This window comes from Microvirga tunisiensis (assembly GCF_009296175.1).
Taxonomy (GTDB): Bacteria; Pseudomonadota; Alphaproteobacteria; order Rhizobiales; family Beijerinckiaceae; genus Microvirga; species Microvirga tunisiensis.
On sequence record NZ_VOSK01000119.1, the window covers coordinates 1 to 19693 of the forward strand.

Below are 19693 nucleotides of genomic sequence, written 5' to 3' on the forward strand. Positions count from 1 at the left end.
TCAACTTCATCGTCCGTCATACTCAGCCCTCCTGGGACAGAGTAAGGGCTATTGTCCTGTGCCACAATGTAAGGTGATGAAGCAGAACCTATTTCCCCCGCTGTGTCGCTCTTATGATGAAGAACTAAGTGCGCCTTAATCATTTCTCTTCCGAGAGGATCCTCTCCTAACACCACACGCGAGGCATTCCCAATCGAGATCCATCCGGTGCAAGCCCTCAGATGAGGCACCAGGTAGGCTTGGCCTCGCTCGATCTTTTCCACGCGGCACGGATAGGCTCTGCGCTCTCCTGGAGGGCGGTAGACCACGGTGGCGCCAGCTTGGATGGTGTTGTCAGGATTGATTGCCTCTCGGACAGGCATGGGCAGCAGTTCAGTGTCCGTGCTAGCGCTGGAGGCGGCACCTGCATCCGGCATCCGGCAGCGGTCGAGAGCTGCAATGGCCAGGCGGGCCCTGTCGCGATGCCGGTCGGATACAACCCTGAGAAGAGAACCATGTTGGCGGCCAGGGTACCAGGACAGGCCGCCGGCTTTTGCAAGCTCTTCGGCAACAACCTCAATCTCGTTCTCAGTCACATCAGGTTCCTTCAGTACTGAGCTAAGGAAGTTCGGGCGCTCGCCGTTAGCAAAGGCCACTCGGGACGAAGCAACTGAGAATAAGAAGCCTGACGTCGGGAGGGTTCCCTCTCGATCCCAACTTTGATGTGCTCAGGTTTGCAGAGTCATTGCATGGCTAAATTAGGAAAGTTGTACCGGTTTCCTAATGATGAGAACTTTGATCCGGCACAGCACTGTCCAGCGCGAGGCTATGAAGCAGATGACCCGAGCCATCAATGATGTCGAGCCTCCACCCCTGCAAGTCACTCCAGATGGAGGCATCCTCTTGTCTGAGCTCCGCAATGGCCTCAAAGGCATGGATGAGAGCGGTGCGAACGTCAGACGCTTCGATGCCATCCTCATCGCGGATCACTTCATCACCATCAGTAAGGTTGAAGTAGTAGCGGGATGGCATGAGAAGCTTCCGTGCTTCCCCTACAAAGATCGAATGGCATCGAAGTGTTCAAATTATTTGAGCAAATCGCCACTTCGTGAGGGCGTTTGTGAATCAGCATCGAATGCTGGCTCTGACGCAGTTTTGGTGCACCAGTCGTCGTGACCTGTCATTCCGCTCCAATCAATCTGGCTTGCAGGAGGTCGAGATGGCCTCTGCCGTACATCTGACGCTTCACGAGCTTGAGTTTCGTGATCTGGCCTTCTGTCTGGCCATTCGACCATGGTAGCGTGATCGCCGCACGCACGGCCGCCTCATCCTTGGCGATGCCATTGGCAAATGAGGCCACAAGGCTTTGGCGTGCTCGGGCGATCCATGAGGTCAGGTCAGCCTCGCGACCACGCCGGATCAGGGTTTGGAACGCGGCAATCGCATCGCGGGCCTTGACGAGAGTTGGCACACCGCTTTCGATGGCTGCCATGGTCACCGCGTCTGTCTTAGAGAGTGTGTCGCGTTCGGTACTCATCAGCCGGGCAATGGTCCTGGCGGACGGAACGCGTTGAAACTGCTCGTCTGCCATCCGTTCAGCCCGACGGCGGCGGGTCGTCCATTCCCCCACAACGCGCAGCGAACCGCGAAAGCCGCTGGCCCGTAGACGCCGCCAGAGTTCGGCACCATTGCGGCACCCGCCGGTCCAGAGGGCCTCGAGCAGCGGCCAGTATGCCTCGAGGCTGCTCTCACGCTGGCGGAAGACATCGCTTCGGCAACCCCGCAGGATCTGTCGTACCGTGCCGCGGCTCAGCCCTGTTTGTCGAACGATCTGCTTGATCGAGACGCCTTGCGCGCCGAGAGTCATGACTATGGCGTTAGTCTCCTCCCGGCGCAAATAGCCCTCGTATTGGAGGCGTTCGGCACAGGTGAGAAGGTTCAGGTTGATTCTTGCCGATCCGATGACTTGGCGGATCTGACGCATCGACTTGCGCACGGCCTCCAGAAAGGCACGGCTGGCGTTTTCCATCAGATGCGAGCGATCTGCGACCTGCACCGCATCCGGCAGCGCCTTGGCCGCGGCCTCGCCATAGCCACCGCCTCTGTCGCGGGCGACGACAGTAATCTCCGGGTGGTCGGCCAGCCATGCCTGTGCGCTGGCTTGCTCCCGGTCCGGGAGGAGTGATGCGATCCGCCGCCGTTCGAGATCGCAGACAATGGTGCCGTAGTGATGATTGCGACGCCAGGCCCAATCATCGATCCCGATGACGCTCAGCGGCTCGGAAGGAAGGTGGACATGCCGGCGCACAATGCGCAGGAGCGTATCCTTGCTCACAGGCAGCATCAGCCGCCAGGCCAGGCGCGTTGCAGGTCGCCCGCCCAGAGCCAAGCCGAGGTGGTGGGCAATGCCCTCGAGCCGCGCGGTACGCCGGGCATGGCGGGTGAGCACATCCGAGGCAAAGCGCTCGGTGAAGATCTGCCGTCCGCACCGCACAGCATCGCAGCGGAAGCGCCGCGCTCGGATCAGGAACTGGACGGGTCGCCCTGCTAGCGGCAGATCCGCCACGCGCCGGAGATAATGGCTATGCACCCGTGAGGAGAGTGTGCCGCATGAAGGGCATGTGGCAGATCCGTGAGCGGAATGGACCGTGATGTTCACTTGCTGTGGATCAGCATGGACCTGATCCACGATCAGGCCGGGTGGGATCAGAGCTGAGGGACGCAGGCTTCGGCACATGATGCGGCCTCCTTCCGGAAGACAGCATCAGTTCAGACCGGAACTGCACCAAAAGTGCGTCAGAGCCGAATGCTGACCCTTGAGCCGACTGCCATGAAGTGCATGATTTTGCTGGCGAACGGGCGCGGATTTTCAATCCGCCTGTGGCGGGAGAAACAGGGCGCCCTATGATCGACCGTGGAGGGGAGCGGCCGATGGGAATGTGGTGGTCCCAACCCCGATGGCGAACATGGTCCACGGGCTGCTGCGCACTTGAGAGTGGTGACGCCCAGGCGATCCCGGTTAGGAATGTGATGATCTCGCGCAGCCCCGCCCTCCGTTGATGTCTCGAGGAGGAGCCTGCCATGACGCGCAAGTCGCCGTCCCGCCTGCAGCGGGATCTCGCCCCGGTCCACCCCCATGCGGCCGCCGTTGATATCGGCGCCCGGATGCATGTGGCGGCCGTCTCGCCCCGCTGCGATTCCGAACCGGTGCGCACCTTCGGCACCTTCACGGGCGACCTGCAGCGCCTCGCCGACTGGTTTGAGCAGTGCAGGGTCGCCACGGTGGCCCTGGAGTCGACCGGGGTCTACTGGATCCCGCTCTACGAGATCCTCACCCAGCGCGGCTTTGCCGTGGGGGTGGTCAATGCCCGCGAGGTCAAGCAGGTGCCGGGCCGCAAGACGGACGTGTGCGACGCCCAGTGGCTGCAGCGTCTGCATGAGTACGGGCTTCTGCGGGCCAGCTTCCACCCGCAAGGCGAGATCGCCACGCTGCGCTCTTATCTGCGCCAGCGCGAGCGCCTCCTGGAAGCCGCCGCCGCCCACATCCAGCACATGCAGAAGGCGCTGATCCAGATGAACCTGCAGCTCCAGCACGGGGTGGCTGACATCACTGGCCAGACAGGGCTGCGCATCATCCGGGCCCTTGTCGCCGGCGAGCGCGATCCGGACCGCCTGGCCGCCTTGCGCGACGGGCGCTGCAAGACCCCGCTTGTGACTCTGCGCGCCGCGCTGGTCGGCAACGATCGGGAGGAGCACGTCTTCGCCCTGGCCCAGGCGCTGGAGCTGGATGAGATCTACCAGACCAAGGTGGCCGCCTGCGACGAGCGCATTGCGGCCGTACTGGAGCGCCTGCAAGCCCAGAACCCGCCTCCGGCGGCGGCGCTGCCGCTGCCCCGTCGCGCGCAGCCGCAGGCCAATGAGCCGGCCGTGCCGGTGCGCGCGGCCCTGCATGCGATCCTCGGGGTCGACCTGACCCAGATCGATGGGATTGGACCCTCCTTGGCGCTCAAGCTGGCCAGCGAGTGCGGCACGGATCTCGCGGCTTGGCCGAGCGCCCAGCACTTCACCTCCTGGCTCGGCCTCGCACCGCACAACAAGATCTCCGGGGGCAAGGTGCTGTCGAGCCGCACGCGCCGCTCCGGCAGCCGGGTCGCGGCGCTGTTGCGGCTGGCCGCGGGCGCGGTCGGGCGCACCCAGACGGCGCTGGGGGCCTTCTACCGGCGGCTCGCCGCGCGGGTGGGCAAGGCCAAGGCGATCACCGCGACGGCGCGCAAGATCGCGGTGCTGGTCTACAACACGCTGAGCCACGGCATGACCTATGCCGATCCCGGGGCGTCCTACTACGAGGAACGCTACCGGCAGCGGGTGCTGAGCAATCTCCGCCGCCGCGCCAAGTCACTCGGCTATGTCCTGGAGAAGGCAGAGCCCGCCTCAACCGCAGTAGTTGTTTCTTAGGAATTCATAGCGTCAGCGGGGTCATGATCGGTGCCGATCGTGACCCGCTGAGATTCCATTTTGAGTCGCTCAACCTGGGCGTTGCGCTTCCCTCGCCAGGGGTCAACCTTCGGTGCCGTTCCACACTTGATGCTGGCGGACGCTCGAAAGTGCCTTGAGCAATGCAAGAAGCCGTTATTCGGATGCCTGACGAGCGGTCGCCCATCCAGCACCACCTGGTGCTGCACTGGATCGATCCGGAGGATGGCATTGCGCGATTCTACTCGCTCTGATCGAGCGCGACCAAGATCAGGTGGTCTGCGATGGGCTTGTGTAACACGACTAATACTAGATAGGTGTTACACCCAGGGGCAGGGATACGGCAGGCGATAGAATACGTTCGGGTTGCAACCGGTCGGCAGGGGCGCGCAGCGGGCGGAGCAGGGTGGTGAATACGAATGTAGTCTTTGTTTGCTCTATTCTTGTGACTTCATCAGCATTCGCTCAGCCGACGGAGCAGACCGTTGCGATTGGTCCTTGGGAAATCGCGACAACCTACAAGGCTGGAAAGTTCGATCGCTGCTCAATGTCGAGAACGGCGGGCGATCTCGCGGTGAGCTTTGTGCGTGCCGAAAGCGGCTTGCTGCTGCTGCTCGACTCGTCCAAGTGGAAGCTTGAGCGTGGCAGTGCCTATCCGGTTCGCTTGGTGGCGGCCGGTCAATCCGTGGAAGCCAAAGCGCTGGCGGAAACGAAGGGCGTCACAATCGCCCTCGCGGAGAGTTCGTTTAATGCCAAGCTCCGGACCGCGAATGCCCTGGAGGTGCAGGGAGAGGGCGCGGCACTTCGCGTGCCGTTGGACAAGAGCGCGCTAGCGTTTGAGCGACTTGAGATGTGCTTCGACAAAAATTCGCGGGAGGGGCCGGAGACTAATCCGTTCGTCGCTCCAAGTCGGAGGCCCTAAGCGGGCAGCCCGAGAGACCCAGGCTCTGATCGACCTGAGAGGCTCGCGCGTGCTCTGAGAGAAATTGGTGCCGATCTGAACGAGGGGCAAAACCGACCGCGCAATTTCGCATAACCCGCAGTATGGAACAGCGAACGTCGCGACTGCCGAGGCGCTGGAGGCCGTACCATCGACTCCTCCAGCAGACCACGCCATTGACGGCAGGCCTGGACATGGGGAATGTCGGCGTGGAGGAAATGAAGCATGGCGATCATCAAACACTCATCGAAATTCGATGATACTCCTGGTCCCTACAAGGCCTACACTGAAGACGGAATGATCCTGTTCAGGATCGTCAGGGCGGATGGCGAGCGCAGCTACACGGTCATGACGGCGACCGCAGGCAAGGACGCCGGTACGCTGTCGCCGTATCCCGACAAGGAACGCCTGATGGCCGCAGCCATGAAGGCGTTCGCGAACCAATGCGCATCGCCGCGCGGTAAGTTCGACAGGAACGGCATTCCGTACGTACAGCTCTACGATTTGAACGATCCGACGGAGATCCAGTCTAGCATTGAGACGACGGCGACCGCTCTGGGACTTTCCGCAGCCAAGATCGAATGGATCGATGTCGCGGCTCAGAATGAGGCGAAGGATCTCTGGCGGGAATTCTCGGTGGGTGACGAGTTTTCCGACGAACCAGCGTATCTGAGCGATGGCCTGTGGGTGAACAGTGACGGCTCGTTTTCGACGCGCTGACCAACTTTAAGCGAAAAAGGTCCTCGGTTCGTCATGTGATAAGGCAGCCTCGCGCGCAAGGCTCCAGCTCCCGCTTCGCGTTCCATAACGTTGATTGCGTGCGGAAATTTGGAATTTGGAACGATGAGTGGGCTAACCAGCGCTCGCACAAAGCCAAGCGGCGGCGCGGGTATGGTGATCTATGAGGCTAGCTCTTCCATGACCAGGCCAGCAAGGCCAGAAAGCCCACAACGAACAGCACCCAAGCCCACGAAGGCAGGATGCCGATCACCTCAGCCATTCCGTGCCAGAACGCAGAAAACTCGGCCATGGGTGCCCCGCTGCTTGCAGGACTTTAGCCAGAGGTCGAGGCGAAAGGGAAGATTGCAGCCTCGCGCGCGCGGCCTTCTCGTACCATAACGCCAATTTCGCGCAGAAAATCGGGGAAGTGGCATAAGCCAAAGGATCGCTTTGGAGCGACCGCCTGAATGGCTAATCTGAGGTCTGCGGCCTCTCATGGCTTGGTCTGCGAGACTGCCCTGATCGCGAGGCCCCGACGCCGGCCGATTGGAGTTTCTCCAACCTCTATCGCGCCGGTGTCGCCCTTTCGCTGTAAGACCGAGCTCGACATGAGCCGCAGCAAAAGCGCCCCACGCCGGCGCGGGCAGGCCAAGAGCCTGTTCAAGGTCGGCTGAGCGCCAAGCAGCCTCTCCTCAGGAGTGACATCTCTAACGAGCACAATCAGTGACTTGTCTAATGAGCGCTGACATCTCACCCTAAGCCATTGATGGACATAGCGCGAAACGGACTCCAGGCTCGGAAAGTCTCAAATTGGCACTCCCCGGACCAAAGAGTTTGGTCGGCTTCGGCGCGGAAGAGCTGACGTTCGCCGTGTGGTCGGAAGGTGAAAGTTTGACTCGCAACGGACCTTCATGGTGATCCGCTTCGCGGAACCTATCCCTTTGAACGTGGCCTCCCGGCGGAGCGTCGCCACCAGATCGTCTCAGTGGTATCTTGAGCAATCGCTGGTGTGATGTCGGTCAGCCTGACGGGGCAAGTCGCGTCGATTGCCTACGGCTCCTACCGGCGGATCTCCTGAAGGAAGAGACAGCCATGGCGACAGCATGGGTTGAGCGGCGGCTGGCCGCGATCTTAGCAACGGATGTCGTCGGCTACTCCCGTCTCGTCGAGAAGGATGAGGCCGGTACGCTATCGACCCTGAAGGCTCTTCGCCGCGAGGTGATCGATCCATTGTTGACCGAGCATCATGGTCGCATCGTCAAGCTGATGGGCGACGGAGCATTGGCCGAGTTCGGCTCGGTCGTTGATGCCGTAGCGTGCGCTGTCGCCGTGCAGACGGTCATCGCCGAGCACCAAGCTGATGTTCCGCCCGAGCGGCGGATCGTCTTCCGAATCGGCATCCATCTCGGCGACGTCGTGGTCGAAGGCGAGGACCTGCTCGGCGACGGCGTCAACATTGCGGCGCGCCTGGAACAGATCTGTCCTCCCGGAGCCGTGATGATCTCCGGCACGGCCTATGATCAGCTTCAGGGAAAGATCGACCTCCCGATCGAGTTTGCCGGTGAGCAACACCTCAAGAACGTCGATCGACCGATCCGAACCTATCAGGTGTCGATGGTCGCCAATGGGCTGGTGGCGCCTACAACTCCAGCAGGTGAATTGAGCCTTCCCGCCAAGCCGTCGATTGCCGTGCTGCCGTTCCAGAACCTCAGTGGCGATCCGGAGCAGGAGTACTTCGCCGACGGGGTCGTGGAGGTCATCATTACGGGACTGTCGCGGATCAAATGGTTGTTCGTGATCGCCCGCAACTCGAGCTTTACCTACAAGGGCAAGATCGTGGACGTCCGTCAGGTCAGGCGCGAGCTTGGCGTGCGCTATGTCCTCGAGGGTGGCGTGCGCAAGGCAGGGGGGCGGGTGCGCATCACCGCCCAACTGGTCGAGGCGGGCACAGGCGCGCATCTGTGGGCCGACCGCATCGACGGGGCGCTCGAGGACATCTTCGAGCTTCAGGACCAGATCACTGACAAGGTCGTCGCGATCGTCGAACCCAGCCTCCAACGCTCAGAGATTGAGCGCTCGCGGCGAAAGCGGCCTGACAGTCTGGATGCCTATGACCTGTTCCTGCGGGCCGTGCCGTATACGGCCTCTCAGACCTCCGAGGACGGCCAAGCAGCCATCCGGTACTTGGAGGACGCGCTCAGGGTCGAACCGGGCTACGCCGCCGCGCATGCGCTGGCCGCTTGGTGCTATGAATGGTGTTACTCGCGCGGCGGCTTCCAGGCGGCCAACAAGGAGGCTGCGCTGCGCCACGCGCAAGCCGCCCTGGTGGGTGGCACGGATGACGCCACGGCGCTGGCGATCGCCGGGTTCGTGACCACCATGCTGAACCAGGACCACGAGGCCGGGTTAAGTGCCATCGAGCGCGCCCTGACGCTCAATCCGTCCTGCGCCACCGCCCTGTACCTCGGGGCGATCACCAATGCCTTTGCGGGCCACCCCGCCGCGATGGCGCAGGCCAACCGCGCCCTGCGGCTCAGTCCGTTTGACCTGTTGGTCTACTTGGCCTACTTGGCGCTGGGCGTGGCGGCCGTACAGGAGGGGCGTCATGACGATGCGACCATGGCCATGCAAAGGATGTTGCAGGCCAACTCGAGCCTGAGTTCGTTGTACTTCATCGCGGCTGCGGCACTGGCGCTGGGTGGACGCTTGGAAGCTGCACGGGCCTGGGCCGATCAAGGCTTGAAGATGGAGCCCGGCCTTCCGGTGCAAGCTCTTTTCCGAACTGATGAGCCCCCAGGTTGCCAACAGGCTCGCCGAGGGTGGTCGTATCCTGAGCCTCCCGGGTTAGTGTCATCGGCCGCCGTGTTTGTGGGTGGAAAGAGAGGGCACTCCGGGACCTATCATGTGCGAACGAAAGGTCCGTTCCTGGCACGGGGCTGACCTTAGCCGTACTTCTGCATCGCTAGGATGAGCGGACCTTCATTCGGTCCGCTCAACGCTACACTTTGACCCAAATCGGAAGTTGCCAGGTTCTGTAACCAATTGCTGTGGGTGGCAACGCCGTGCAGGCTATGACGCTCACGCCGCCAATATTCCAATCAGGATTCCCAACTCAATAGGGATATTGAGCCGTCACCGCAGCCTAGGCTCTCTACAATATGGGAACTTCAATCCCGGATGGCCACCAGATAGCGCTCGATGGACCGAGCCACCGCCGCCTTGCCGTCCTGCATGATGTTGCGATGCGCGAAGGCGCCGAAGACCCGCTCGTAGGGGTATGGCGCAACGGCCGCGCCGATCCGCTCCACGGCGGTGCGATTGAGCGGAATGTAGTTGGGATAGCTGCGCATGAAGCTGACGAAACGGCGGTCCTGGGTCACCTGGAGGTTGTCGCCGACGAACAGGTCGCCGCGGCCGTCGGCGCCGCCGGCGTGATGCAACACGGTGCTGCCCTCGAAATGTCCGCCGGTGCGGATCAGGGTCAGGCCCGGCCCGATCTCCAGGGTCTCGCCCGACCAGAACCGGATTGATTCATGCGGGCGCATGACCCACTGGCGGTCGTCCTCGTGCAAATAGACCGGCGCACGATTAAACGCTTCGCTCCATTCGGCGAGCGCCGAGTAGTAATGCGGATGCGAGATCGCGATCGCCTTGAGGCCTCCCAAGCGACGGATCCGCTCGACAGCCTCCTCGGTGACCAAGGACACGCAATCCCACAGGACAGCGCCGTCTGGGGTCGGAATAACGAGCGCGCGCTGCCCGATGGCGAAGGCGGGCTCGATCCCGATGCCCGTCAGGCCACCTTCTTCCATGAAGACATTGCGGTGCGTCTTCCGCAACTCCTCGAAGGTCGTCCATTCCTGTCCGGACCAGCGCACATACTGGCGCACATCGTCACAGATCGGACAGGAGGGAGGCGGCTCGGATGTTTCCGAGAATTGAGCACCACATTGAACGCAGAGGAAGTGGGCCATGGAAACCTGTCACGATTGCGAAAGTCTACCGATGCACACCCAGCATCGAGGCCAAGCCACGATCACTGAGCGATAGTCGTTAGGCAGTCCTACCACATCGTGCAGAAAAGCGGACTCGGTTCGCGCTGGCGACCTCGGGTCGGCGCTGAACGATGGGCTCGTCCCCGAGTGGAGCATCGGAATCAAAATGGGTCCGATGCTCTAAGCTCGAGGAAAGCAAACTTTACCGATCCGGACAGTCCGAAAAGGCAAGGAATCTCAGTTCCGGACCCGATGCAGACTCTTATTCTTTGGCCACCCAGCCAGCTCATGCCGCTCAAGGAGCGGGTTGAAGCCATTACGGCCGCATCAGTCCGGACAATGCCTCCAGCGCTGCGGTCACCCGCACACAATTCGCATCGGTGAGGGGCAGGATGGGGCGCGGCGGCACGGCCTCAGACAGCGAGAGAATGTTGGCGGCGGCATACATCACACGGATGCTGCCGAACTCCTTGAACAGTTCCCACAGCGGCTGGCAATGGCGGTCGATGCGTCGCACCTCGGCCACGTCTCCAGCCTGGGCAGCCCGAACCAGCCTGAGGGCAGGTTCCGGGAGAAGACCACCCACGACGCTGTACCAAGCGTCCGCACCTGCGAGCAGCGCATCGGCCGCCCCCCGGTCCCCGCTGTAGCCGACGGCAAACTCGTCAGGAGTGTCCTGCCGCAGACGTCCCAGCTCCGCCTTGAAGTCCATGTCCTTCGGCAGCGGCATCTTCACAGCCCTGATGTTCGGAACCGAAGCGAGGCGCCTCAGGAGGGCATCGCTGAACGTGAAGTGGGTCGTCCCGGGATTGTTGTAGACGCACAGCGGCAGGTCCGTTGCCGCCGCTACGGCGGCAAAGTGCTGGTACGCCTCTTCCTCGCTCAGAGGCGTGTAGGATACCGGCGCCAGCAGGAGCGCATCGGCGCCCTCGGAGGCCGCATCCCGCGCCAGGTTCTCCGCCTCGTCGGTCCGGAGCGCGCCCACGCCGACAATCAGGGGCGTTCTGCCTCCGACGCTGCGGGCCGCGGCTGCGATCGCCCGCCGCCGCTCCTCCCGGGTGAGATACATGTAGCCTCCAGTGCTGCCGAGCAGGCCGATGGAGTCGACCCCGGCCGTCTGGAGCCGCTCCAGCAGGTGATCCAGGGCCCCTGTGTCCACGCGACCGTGGGCATCGGTCGGGGTGATCGGGAAGGCCGACAATCCACGGAACAGTGTCATATGGAACCTCGGACGGTTTTATTCAGGAGCAGGACAGCAGCAAGGGGAGGGCGGAGAACTGCCTTCCGAATAGGGAAGGAAGGACTTACACCGTGCGCCTTTCCGGTCCAAGGGCGGGAATCTTTGATGACCTGGAGTGGTCTCTACGAGCACAGGTCGTGAACTGAGCGAGGGCAGCCATCCTCACGGAAACCGTCCTTCCGAGCGCTGGCTTATGAATGGGTTCGTTCAAGCTGGTTGAGGGGGTCGTGACCCAAGGTTCCAGGCCACTGCCGCATGCTCTGTCGGGGATCACCGTTTGGCCAAAACACGCGCAGCACTCCAAACCTGAGCAGTATTGTCGCCACAATCGGCAACGAGGATCCGCCTGTCCTGATTCAAGCCCAATGATCGCGAGGGTGCATGACCCGTAAAGATCGCATTGTGCTCTATGGCCGTCTTGGCCTCATCCTGGCGGCCTTTGCCATGATCGGCGGGGTTGTGGCTGAACCGCTCCTCCGGCCGTTGTGGTCCCCACGGCTGACGGTTGCGCAACGGTAGCTCATCCTGAAGCCAGCGCCTCACGCTCAGTGCGTTCTGAGAATTATCCAGTCCTTGTCGCAAAAGGCATAGCGCCGTCATGCGATCCTCAGTCGTCATTCTCAACGCCCTGTCAGAGACGTCGGGAGCGATCATCATCCGACTCGCGGAGCCATAAACCCGCCGCTCGTAGATACGTCGTCCCCGTTTATCGTGCGTGATGACAGTTCCGATCCGAGTGAACTCCGTTCGAGGGGTTCGGGGAGTTCGAGCTGGAGGTCGACGACACGTTGCCAGCTTGGCTACCCTGAGCGGCAAGGGAGGCGAGCCCGTACTGGTGCCGATTGGGGAGACGCTGGAGCTGCGGCTGGAGGCAATGGCCTGCTATGCGAGCCAGGTGCCGGTGATCTTCCGCTTCAGCCAGGACTTCTTCGGCGTCGTGGCCAACTTCGCCCGGGAGGTTGGCGGGGAGCGTGGGCCCGCAGAGCGCTTCTGGCCCATTGCGCGCGAGAACCTTTAATCGGTGCGGCGTGCCAAAAATGAAGATTGCCCCTAGAGTCCGTGTTTCAGCCGAAGGGCGGTCAAGAGTTCGATGTAAGGCTGGCGCAGCTTTTGATGGGCCGCCAGGATCCGCTCTTTGATGTGCTTCTTTATCTCTTCGTCAGATAAACTCGTCTCGACTTGGCCGAGTTCGGCAGCATAGTGGTAATCGAGATCGCCAAGTCTATGCAGTGTTTCCCTGACAACAGAGTACAGTTCAGGAGAGTAAGCGCCATATGCATAGTTTGACGTCTTAGGCATACTCTCTCCTCCTGTGTGTAGTCTTCCCTGGCTGCGGACTAATTTTCAGAGGTGTCTTTTGTACTGCGCATTCGCGGCAAAAATGCGCTCCGACCAGATCAGAATTGGCCGGTGTGCCCGCTCGGCATGGATCGTTGTACGGCCAGAGCGGTCTGCCAACTCACCCTTCCAGTGGCTGCGTCAGAGAGGTCAGGTTGGTTCCTGCTCCAGAAGGGCAATCTGACGAGGGGGATTAAGGTCTCCCGACCACCTGCTTCCCGGGAGGCAGAGCAAGCGGTGGCTCATGCGCTGTCGTGATCGCAGGCGGGTCCGTAGGGTCTGCGCACAGGCCTGCCATCTGGATCAGGCCGAAGCCGAATGTGGGATCCCGCCCGGGCTGGCCCAGATCGAGGGTGGCTTCCTCCAAACGAGCCCGAACGGCTTTCGTGTCCAGATCGGGACGCGAGGCCAGCAGGACGCCTGCGGCGGCCGACACGAACGGTACCGCATAGGATGTGCCGGTCTTCAGGGACCCTGTGCTCTGGGCGGAAGCCGTCCAGACATTTACGCCGGGAGCCGCAAGATCAACATACGGGCCGCGCGTGGCACGCTGGTACACGTTCAGGTCATGATCGACGGCCGTAACCGCAACAACCCCGGGATAGGCGGCCGGATAGGACGGTTCAGCACCAGCGCCGTTGTTGCCGGCCGCCGCCACGATCACGATGCCCTTGGCCTGGGCGGCCGCAATGGCCTTCTGGAGAACCTCGTTCGCAGGACCCGACAGGCTCAGGTTGATCACCCGCACCCCGCGTTCGGCCAAGGCCTCGATCGCGGTGACCAGCGACGTCACGTCCGTCCGGTCGGCGGTGCCGCCGTCGCGGTAGAAGGCGTCGACTGCAACGAGCCGTGCCTCCGGCACCAGGCCGGGGGTCGGGCTGTCCCGCCGCCCGACGAGAAGGGCTGCAACGGCCGTGCCGTGATCGGGCAACGAGGCGATGGCGCGGCGGGTGGGCTGAGCCAAGATTTCGATGGCCTGTCCCTTCAGGGCGTCATGCTCAACATGGATGCCGGTGTCGATCACACCGATGAGGGGAGCCGGGCCGCATTGCGAGGCATTCGAACCAGACCACTTCACCAGGGAGGCCCAGTCTGCCAGCGGGGCGGACTGACACTCGGCGCCCGTGCAGGCCGGGGCGCTCTCATCGAGATAGTAGAACTGGTCGAAGTCGACCGAGGCCTGAGCATCGACCAGACGGACCCGCTGCCGGGCCTGCGCCACCGAAACGCCCTCTGGAACCTGAAGCCTGATCACCTGAGGCGTGAGGCTGCCCTGCGTGCGGGTCTCGATCCGGAAGCCCTGGGCGATCAGTCGGGCCAAGTCCTCTCGAGACAAGCCCGACGCCACGATGGAGCGTGGTGATTGGCGCGGCTTGGGACGGCGGTCGATCTCCTCGACGACGGGAACGGCACGGGTCTGCTGAGCCGTGACCGGGGCCGCAGTCTTCGCCGCCTGCACCTGGGCGGCAGCTTTGGCTCGGCTGGATGGCTGAGGGGAGGATGCCGCAGTCTTGTTCCGACTGGCCGAAGCCGTGCCAGTGGAAGCCTTGCCGGTGCTTGCCTGGGCCTTGTCATTGGTGCGTTGGCTTTTGCCGCTCGATGCGTTTGCGGCACTTGGTGTGCTGGCTTTTGAATTGCCCTTGCTGGTGCTTGGACCCGCGGCCGCACTCGTTGCCTTGCCTGGATTGGCCGTCCCGTTGTTGCCCGAGTTGACCTTGCTGCCGTTGCCAGCGGCAGTGTTGTTGCCCTTGCCCGCACCGGCACCGCCAACTCCGGCGCTGTTGCCGCGACCGACACTGCTGCTCGGACTGCTCGATGCGCCATTTCCACGGCCGAGCCCGCCTGCGTTGCCTCCGCCGTTCCCGCGGCCGCCCCCTATGCCGCCACCAAGCCCCCCAGCGTTGGAGTTGCCATTGCCGCCGCCACCGTTCCCCTGATTGCCGGCATTGCCGTTCCCGCCGCCCTTGCCTCCATTGCCCGCGTTGCCGTTCCCATTGCCGCCAGCATTCCCCTGATTACCAGCGTTTCCACCTCCGCCGCCCTTGCCCCCGCCGCCGGCATTTCCACCACTGTTTCCGTTCCCGCCACTGTTGCCAGGACCTCCAGCCCCGCCGCCACGTCCGCCGCTGTCAGAGTTGCCGTTGCCTCCGCCGTTGCTGTTTCCTGCGCTCCCACCAGCCGAGCCGCCGCCGTTCCCGCCCCCTGCGTTGCCTCCGCCGTTTCCGTTGCCGCCGGCGTTACCGTTCCCCCCGCTGTTGCCGTTTCCTGCACCACCATTGCCGCCGCCATTCCCGTTTCCACCACCGTTTCCGTTCCCCCCGCCATTGCCGCCACCCTCACCCTTGGCGAGTGCTGACCCGTCCATGATGGGCAGGCTGGATCCGTGGCCGAGATCGAGTTGAACGCGGAGGGGAAAAGCAGCCGCAAGGCCTGCTATCGCGATGAGGGTGTGTCGCCACCAACGTGCCATGGTGTCCTCTCGTGCCCGCGACTTAGCCGTGAATCCGGCGGATGCAGCGCGGTCGAGACGTCACAGCGGAATCCATCCTGGTGGGTTGGTCGCTCAAAGCACTGAATCGCATGTGTAGTAGCGTACCTGAGATGAACGGTAGCAAACCAATCACGAAATGTGTCTGATCTTAAGCCTGGCAATAGACGCGGTGTACTCAGAGGCATTGGAGCAGTTGTTTGGGTTGCTTGCCGCACTGCCTCGAGTGACGCTTCGGGTATGCTGGACCGTCGAACCCTACCTGCACCGACTGCTTCCACAGGAGTGGGCATGTGCTCAGACACACCAGATACTCGTCTCATGCGTGATAAGGTCCTTCTCGGTTGATCGTTGACTCTGGCCTTGATGGAGAGACCGATCTTGAACAAAGGCGTGCCCGGCAGCTCCACCTTGGTGGATGTTGCTAAGGAGATTGACGTTCAGACGGCAGGAACTGGCGATCAGTCCCGGCTTGTTGCTGCGATCGTCCTCGCCTTCAGTGTGGATCCTGCCGCTCGCTGGACGTATCCCGCCCCTGAGAGTTATCTGAGGCACTTCCCTGATCTGGTCCGGATCTTTGGACGCAGGGCCTTTGAGTGCGGCACGGCCCATTTCATGGGCGATGCCCAGGCGGCTGCGTTGTGGCTGCCGCCCGGCGTGCAGCCTGACGAAGAGGCTTTGATGGCCCATTTTCAGGGCACCGTCCCGGAGCAGGACCAGGATACCCTGTTCGCGGTGTTCGAGCAGATGGGGCAGTACCATCCCGATGAGCCGCACTGGTACTTGCCATTGATCGGGGTCGATCCGGCGCAGCAGGGGAAGGGGTACGGCTCCGCCCTGTTGAGGCATGCTCTCAGGCGTTGTGACGAGGACGGCACGCCCGCTTACTTGGAATCCTCGAACCCCAAGAACATCCCGCTCTACCAGCGGCATGGTTTCGAGGTTTTGGGGACTATCCAGGTTGGGAGCTCGCCGCCGATCACACCCATGCTCCGTCGCGCGGGTTGAGAGCCGCGTCTCGACGCCGCGTTCGCGCTCCTCATTTCTGTCCACGCTGCATCACGCCTTTGCGGCTATTGCCGCAGGGTTGAGCAGGTCGCCGGGCAACGGGAGGTCGGCCTCGTCCTTCCGACCGGCGATGTCTACCCTCACAAGGGACGTCTCGTCGCCGGCAGCTACGAGTTCAACCCCGAGACCCAGACGACCGAGGTGAACTCTCAGGCATCGTGACCTGCCATCAAGGCTTGCCGAAGCCCCACGGGCCGACGGGGCCCGCTCGCGTGCCGCCTGCATCGATCAAGCGTCTATGTGCTCTTGAGCGCGCCATTGATGCCCTTCGGGTAGAAGCCGCCGCTGTCCACGCCCGCCTTGTCGGTCAGATAGACGATGCGGAGCACCTCCTGCGGCGTGCGGCGAAAGACCATTCCGTCCGGCGTCGCCGGGAGGAGGTTGGCCTTGCCGTTGCGCTCAATGCCCTGATCCTTGTCATGCGGACCATCGAGCTTGTCTCGAGCGGCCGATACCGCATTCGCTGCCTTCTGGGCCTTCTCGCCCATCTGGTCGAGCTGCGAGCGGGCCATGCCTATGTGATAGGCCTCGACGGCCAGAATGGCCGCGGCCGCTTCAACGAACTCCTTCTTCTGGAGCAGGGGGGCCGCACCGGCATAGCCGGTCACACCCACATCCTCGAACAGCACGCCGCCGAGCAGGAAGTTCATGTCATTGGCGAACGGATCGAACTCCGGCAGGCCAGCCGCCGTGGCGACGGCTTTGAAGCCGCCTTCGAAGTCGATGGTTGGTCTGGCGACAGCCTGGCTGCCCAGGGTCTTGCGATAGAACCGAACATGCGCGAGTTCATTCTTTGCCAGTTCGTCCGCGAACTCGCTGATCGCCTTGTCCCGGAAGGACACCTTGCGGCCGCCGTTGACCCCACCGGCGTCCGCGCCGATGTCCGCTGCGTCGATGCCTTTCCCGGTCGTGGCCCGCAGGTAGTACTCGGCCTCCATGTACTCGAGGTTGAGGGCGAACTGGAAAATGTCTTTGTCCTTCATGGCGGATGGTGAAGTGGCCTGAGCGTGTGCCGCGGTCGGCCGATGGAGTCCTGTGATAACGGCTCCAGCGCCGAAGAGAACTAAGCTCTGTAGGGATTGCCGCCGCGATAGCTTCGAAAGCGCGTCCATGGAACCCTCCTGGGATGAGTGCCCCCATCGCAGTAGATGCCCAAGGGCAAGAAAAATTCCCGGTTAGGGTCGCGCGAACGTCAGGAATTGGCACAGGGCTGACGTACAGCGAATGTCCGCTCATTCAGGAGCACCAGACACTCCGAGAAGTCGTCGAAATTCACCGCCTGACCTGATAAGGACGTCTGTTCGTGCTGGCTGGGCTCTGATCAGCTTTAGATCTAACTGCCTTGGCATCATTTCGTGAGCTGTGGTCTCGCGTCCATTGAGGACGTATGCTCATGCCCAAGTGGTGGATGAGTTCTCATTGAGGAGGCATTGTTCCATGTCCGGCCATGCAATCCACATCAAGGTCGACGGGAGGACCTATTCCGGGACCTACACGGTCGACCGCAAGATGCTGACCGTCACAACAACCTACGGCAGAAAGGTTGCTGAGATTGCCCCCAGGGTGGCGCACGAGACCCTGGCACACCAGCTCCTGCAAGAACTGGTGCAGCAGGAGAAGTCACGCAAAGGCTCGACGCTCTGACAAAAGGTGGTGCCCCGAGCCGTCGACCATGAGGACGAGATCCTGGATGTCTTCATCCAACCCAGGCGGGGAGAGGCCGTGGAAACGTGTTCATTTCGGCCTCTCCTACGCCAATCATTCGCGCACTGGACGACGCCTATTGCGGAGCTGGGTTTATTGAATAAGCGGTGCGGCATTCCATAAGCCGCCGCGAATACAGTGCGAAATCGTCAGATCGTGTTCCATAGTAGCAGTTATGTAAAATTGCGCCGCGGCTTTCACTCGAGCGCGCGAACTGTTCGGCGCACCACCACAGAGACCGTCACGGTCAGCAGCAGGAAGCCCTCGTGATCCTTGACCTGCACCTCGATCTCGGAGGTGATGCCCTTTGACAGCCTTTCCTGACTAATCCCGGTCACCCTGCGGATGGCCTCACGCTCGGCCGCCTCCACACTCTCCAATTCGACGCCGACCTCATCGGGGATGATCCGGTCCTCCTCTCGCACGTCGAAATAGAAACGAGGCATTACCCTCTCCCGATGGGGCCTCTGCAAACTCCGTGAGGCCGATTGTTCGCTGGTCCAGACTGGGTGGTATGCGAGTGACGGGTCTCGCGTGAGGGGAGGCAGGACCTGAACACGGCACCGTGAGCCTGGAAGCCCACTACTCAACTGTTGGAGTGACCATGGTGGAGCGGGTGGGACGGTGCTGCCCCGCCGCCGTTCGAGGGGGAACCTCGTCGCTGCCTGCTTCACCCGCAATGCATCCAGGTTAGCCGCACGCTTCTGCAACGCCACGCCGTTTTCTGAGGTAGCCCTATCGGAGGACAGAACGTCCTCTCGCTCATTCCATACTGATGATTGTGCGAAATCACGTGGCCGGAACTCTTCCGCCACAAAGACTTCATTTCAGCAGCCTGCTGGCTAGCTCTGGGAGACGCCATGTCTCGCTTCTACCTTCACATCCGCGGCAAAGATGGAGGTATGAGTTACGACGATTTGGGCCTCGATTACCCGGATGTGGAGACGGCCTGGAGAGCAGTGGCGCAAGCTGCCCAAAACCTCAAACATGTGTTCGCAGCCCGAGGCCACGATCCACGGGACTATGCCATTGAGGTTGAGGATGATACCGGCGAGGTAGTTTTCCGCCTGCCGTTCTCCGAACATTTGAGATCCTCTTTGCCGCAATCTCACGCCACTTACAAAATCGTCGGCAGCCATCTCGGCTGGCTGATTTTTTGCGACGATGAATTTGTCGCAGGCTTCGCACAACGGTTGTCGGCTGAGTTGTTGGTCTGGGAGATGGTTGAGAGCCGATGCGCCGGACACAAGGCGTCTCAAGTCCTGGTTGAAGACGAACTCGTGTGCGAGAAGCACCTTTGCCGCTGCTTCAAGGAAGCGCTTTCCGGAACACTGCTGTCTTAGCCAAAGTAGCAGCAAGCGCATTCCATGCGGGGCTTATGCGAAATTGCGCAGTAGGTTTCACGCGTACGCAGGCTCCATCCGGCGAACACTCATGGCAAGCGCCACGATGAGCACCGGATGGTCGTGTTCGTCTTTGACCTGAACGATGATCTCGGTGGCCTCGCCATGCGGGAGGCTCTCCTTGCCTATGGCGGCCGCTGCGAGGGCGGCCTCGTGTTCGGCGGCGTCCAGTCCCTCCAACTCAAGGCCATCGGGATCGCGGGTGATCTGGTCGCCCGCTGTAGCGCGACGCGCGAATGTGTGAGTAAGGCGACGGCCAGATTTACGAGATGTCGCCTCCGGTTGAAGTCGACCTACCGTGTCACGGGACGACACGGAGGAGCGCATGAGCCGGCTCGATCAGGA

20 protein-coding genes are annotated in these 19693 nt (G+C 62.1%); 9 read left to right on the plus strand and 11 right to left on the minus strand.

The features are described from left to right. From FS320_RS47220 to FS320_RS23270, 3 genes are all read right to left on the minus strand, one after another. Window positions 1-575: hypothetical protein (locus FS320_RS47220; protein WP_210252214.1), on the minus strand; the 575-nt coding region annotated here is incomplete at its 3' end. A 184-nt stretch (window positions 576-759) separates the two neighbouring features. Beyond that, on the minus strand, window positions 760-1011 hold the full coding sequence (locus FS320_RS23265) for a DUF6894 family protein (RefSeq protein ID WP_152714310.1): 252 nt from the start codon (window positions 1009-1011) through the stop codon (window positions 760-762). Window positions 1012-1159: 148 nt separating this feature from the next. Then, on the minus strand, window positions 1160-2716 hold the full coding sequence (locus FS320_RS23270) for an ISL3 family transposase (RefSeq protein ID WP_152714311.1): 1557 nt from the start codon (window positions 2714-2716) through the stop codon (window positions 1160-1162). Window positions 2717-3060: 344 nt separating this feature from the next. Here FS320_RS23270 and FS320_RS23275 point away from each other — a divergent pair, with 344 nt between their 5' ends. The 3 genes from FS320_RS23275 (at window position 3061) to FS320_RS23290 (ending at window position 6112) form a co-directional block, all read left to right on the plus strand. Beyond that, window positions 3061-4434 carry an IS110 family RNA-guided transposase gene (locus FS320_RS23275; RefSeq protein ID WP_152714312.1) on the plus strand — a complete coding sequence of 458 codons (1374 nt, stop codon included), beginning with the start codon at window positions 3061-3063 and terminating at the stop codon, window positions 4432-4434. 565 nt (window positions 4435-4999) lie between these two features. Further along, complete coding sequence (locus FS320_RS23285; protein ID WP_152714313.1) at window positions 5000-5374, plus strand: hypothetical protein; 375 nt, start codon at window positions 5000-5002, stop codon at window positions 5372-5374. 243 nt (window positions 5375-5617) lie between these two features. Then, window positions 5618-6112: a hypothetical protein gene (locus tag FS320_RS23290; protein WP_152714314.1), complete on the plus strand. Its 495-nt coding sequence runs from the start codon at window positions 5618-5620 to the stop codon at window positions 6110-6112. Window positions 6113-6299: 187 nt separating this feature from the next. On the opposite strand, the gene FS320_RS49835 is transcribed toward FS320_RS23290, so the two are convergent. After that, complete coding sequence (locus tag FS320_RS49835) at window positions 6300-6422, minus strand: hypothetical protein (RefSeq protein WP_274597205.1); 123 nt, start codon at window positions 6420-6422, stop codon at window positions 6300-6302. A gap of 782 nt (window positions 6423-7204) precedes the next feature. Here FS320_RS49835 and FS320_RS23295 point away from each other — a divergent pair. Continuing rightward, window positions 7205-9052, plus strand: coding sequence for an adenylate/guanylate cyclase domain-containing protein (locus FS320_RS23295; protein WP_152714315.1), 1848 nt, complete (start codon window positions 7205-7207; stop codon window positions 9050-9052). A gap of 227 nt (window positions 9053-9279) precedes the next feature. Here the strand turns inward: FS320_RS23295 and FS320_RS23300 are convergent, their stop codons facing one another. Both FS320_RS23300 and FS320_RS23305 read right to left on the minus strand, forming a co-directional pair. After that, window positions 9280-10086, minus strand: coding sequence for an MBL fold metallo-hydrolase (locus FS320_RS23300; RefSeq protein WP_152714316.1), 807 nt, complete (start codon window positions 10084-10086; stop codon window positions 9280-9282). A 337-nt stretch (window positions 10087-10423) separates the two neighbouring features. Then, the gene (locus tag FS320_RS23305; protein ID WP_152714317.1) at window positions 10424-11326 is read right to left on the minus strand and encodes a dihydrodipicolinate synthase family protein; all 903 of its coding nucleotides are present in this window, start codon (window positions 11324-11326) and stop codon (window positions 10424-10426) included. A gap of 402 nt (window positions 11327-11728) precedes the next feature. Here FS320_RS23305 and FS320_RS46105 point away from each other — a divergent pair, with 402 nt between their 5' ends. Continuing rightward, window positions 11729-11866: a hypothetical protein gene (locus FS320_RS46105; protein WP_162866297.1), complete on the plus strand. Its 138-nt coding sequence runs from the start codon at window positions 11729-11731 to the stop codon at window positions 11864-11866. Window positions 11867-12143: 277 nt separating this feature from the next. Beyond that, window positions 12144-12365, plus strand: coding sequence for a PIG-L deacetylase family protein (locus FS320_RS23310; RefSeq protein WP_152714318.1), 222 nt, complete (start codon window positions 12144-12146; stop codon window positions 12363-12365). A gap of 32 nt (window positions 12366-12397) precedes the next feature. On the opposite strand, the gene FS320_RS23315 is transcribed toward FS320_RS23310, so the two are convergent. Together FS320_RS23315 and FS320_RS23320 are read right to left on the minus strand one after the other, a co-directional pair. Further along, window positions 12398-12646 carry a hypothetical protein gene (locus FS320_RS23315; RefSeq protein ID WP_152714319.1) on the minus strand — a complete coding sequence of 83 codons (249 nt, stop codon included), beginning with the start codon at window positions 12644-12646 and terminating at the stop codon, window positions 12398-12400. A gap of 232 nt (window positions 12647-12878) precedes the next feature. Next, window positions 12879-15155, minus strand: a complete 2277-nt coding sequence (locus FS320_RS23320) for a S8 family serine peptidase (RefSeq protein ID WP_152714320.1) — start codon at window positions 15153-15155, stop codon at window positions 12879-12881. Window positions 15156-15605: 450 nt separating this feature from the next. Between FS320_RS23320 and FS320_RS23325 the strand changes: the two genes are divergently transcribed. Further along, window positions 15606-16181 (plus strand): GNAT family N-acetyltransferase, encoded by a 576-nt coding sequence (locus tag FS320_RS23325; protein ID WP_338105454.1) that lies wholly within the window; start codon window positions 15606-15608, stop codon window positions 16179-16181. Window positions 16182-16477: 296 nt separating this feature from the next. Here FS320_RS23325 and FS320_RS23330 read toward each other — a convergent pair whose 3' ends face one another. Beyond that, a complete protein-coding gene (locus FS320_RS23330; RefSeq protein ID WP_244627319.1) occupies window positions 16478-17224 on the minus strand; it encodes a ferritin-like domain-containing protein in 747 nt (248 codons plus the stop codon). A 454-nt stretch (window positions 17225-17678) separates the two neighbouring features. Between FS320_RS23330 and FS320_RS23335 the strand changes: the two genes are divergently transcribed. After that, window positions 17679-17885, plus strand: coding sequence for a hypothetical protein (locus FS320_RS23335; RefSeq protein ID WP_152714322.1), 207 nt, complete (start codon window positions 17679-17681; stop codon window positions 17883-17885). A 257-nt stretch (window positions 17886-18142) separates the two neighbouring features. Here the strand turns inward: FS320_RS23335 and FS320_RS23340 are convergent, their stop codons facing one another. Next, entirely contained in the window at window positions 18143-18391 is a 249-nt protein-coding gene (locus tag FS320_RS23340; RefSeq protein ID WP_152714323.1) for a DUF6894 family protein, read from the minus strand. A 414-nt stretch (window positions 18392-18805) separates the two neighbouring features. On the opposite strand from FS320_RS23340, the gene FS320_RS23345 reads away from it, so the two are divergent. Beyond that, window positions 18806-19288: a DUF6894 family protein gene (locus FS320_RS23345; protein WP_152714324.1), complete on the plus strand. Its 483-nt coding sequence runs from the start codon at window positions 18806-18808 to the stop codon at window positions 19286-19288. Window positions 19289-19345: 57 nt separating this feature from the next. Here the strand turns inward: FS320_RS23345 and FS320_RS50845 are convergent, their stop codons facing one another. Then, window positions 19346-19675, minus strand: a complete 330-nt coding sequence (locus FS320_RS50845) for a DUF6894 family protein (protein ID WP_152714325.1) — start codon at window positions 19673-19675, stop codon at window positions 19346-19348. Window positions 19676-19693: the final 18 nt, after the last annotated feature.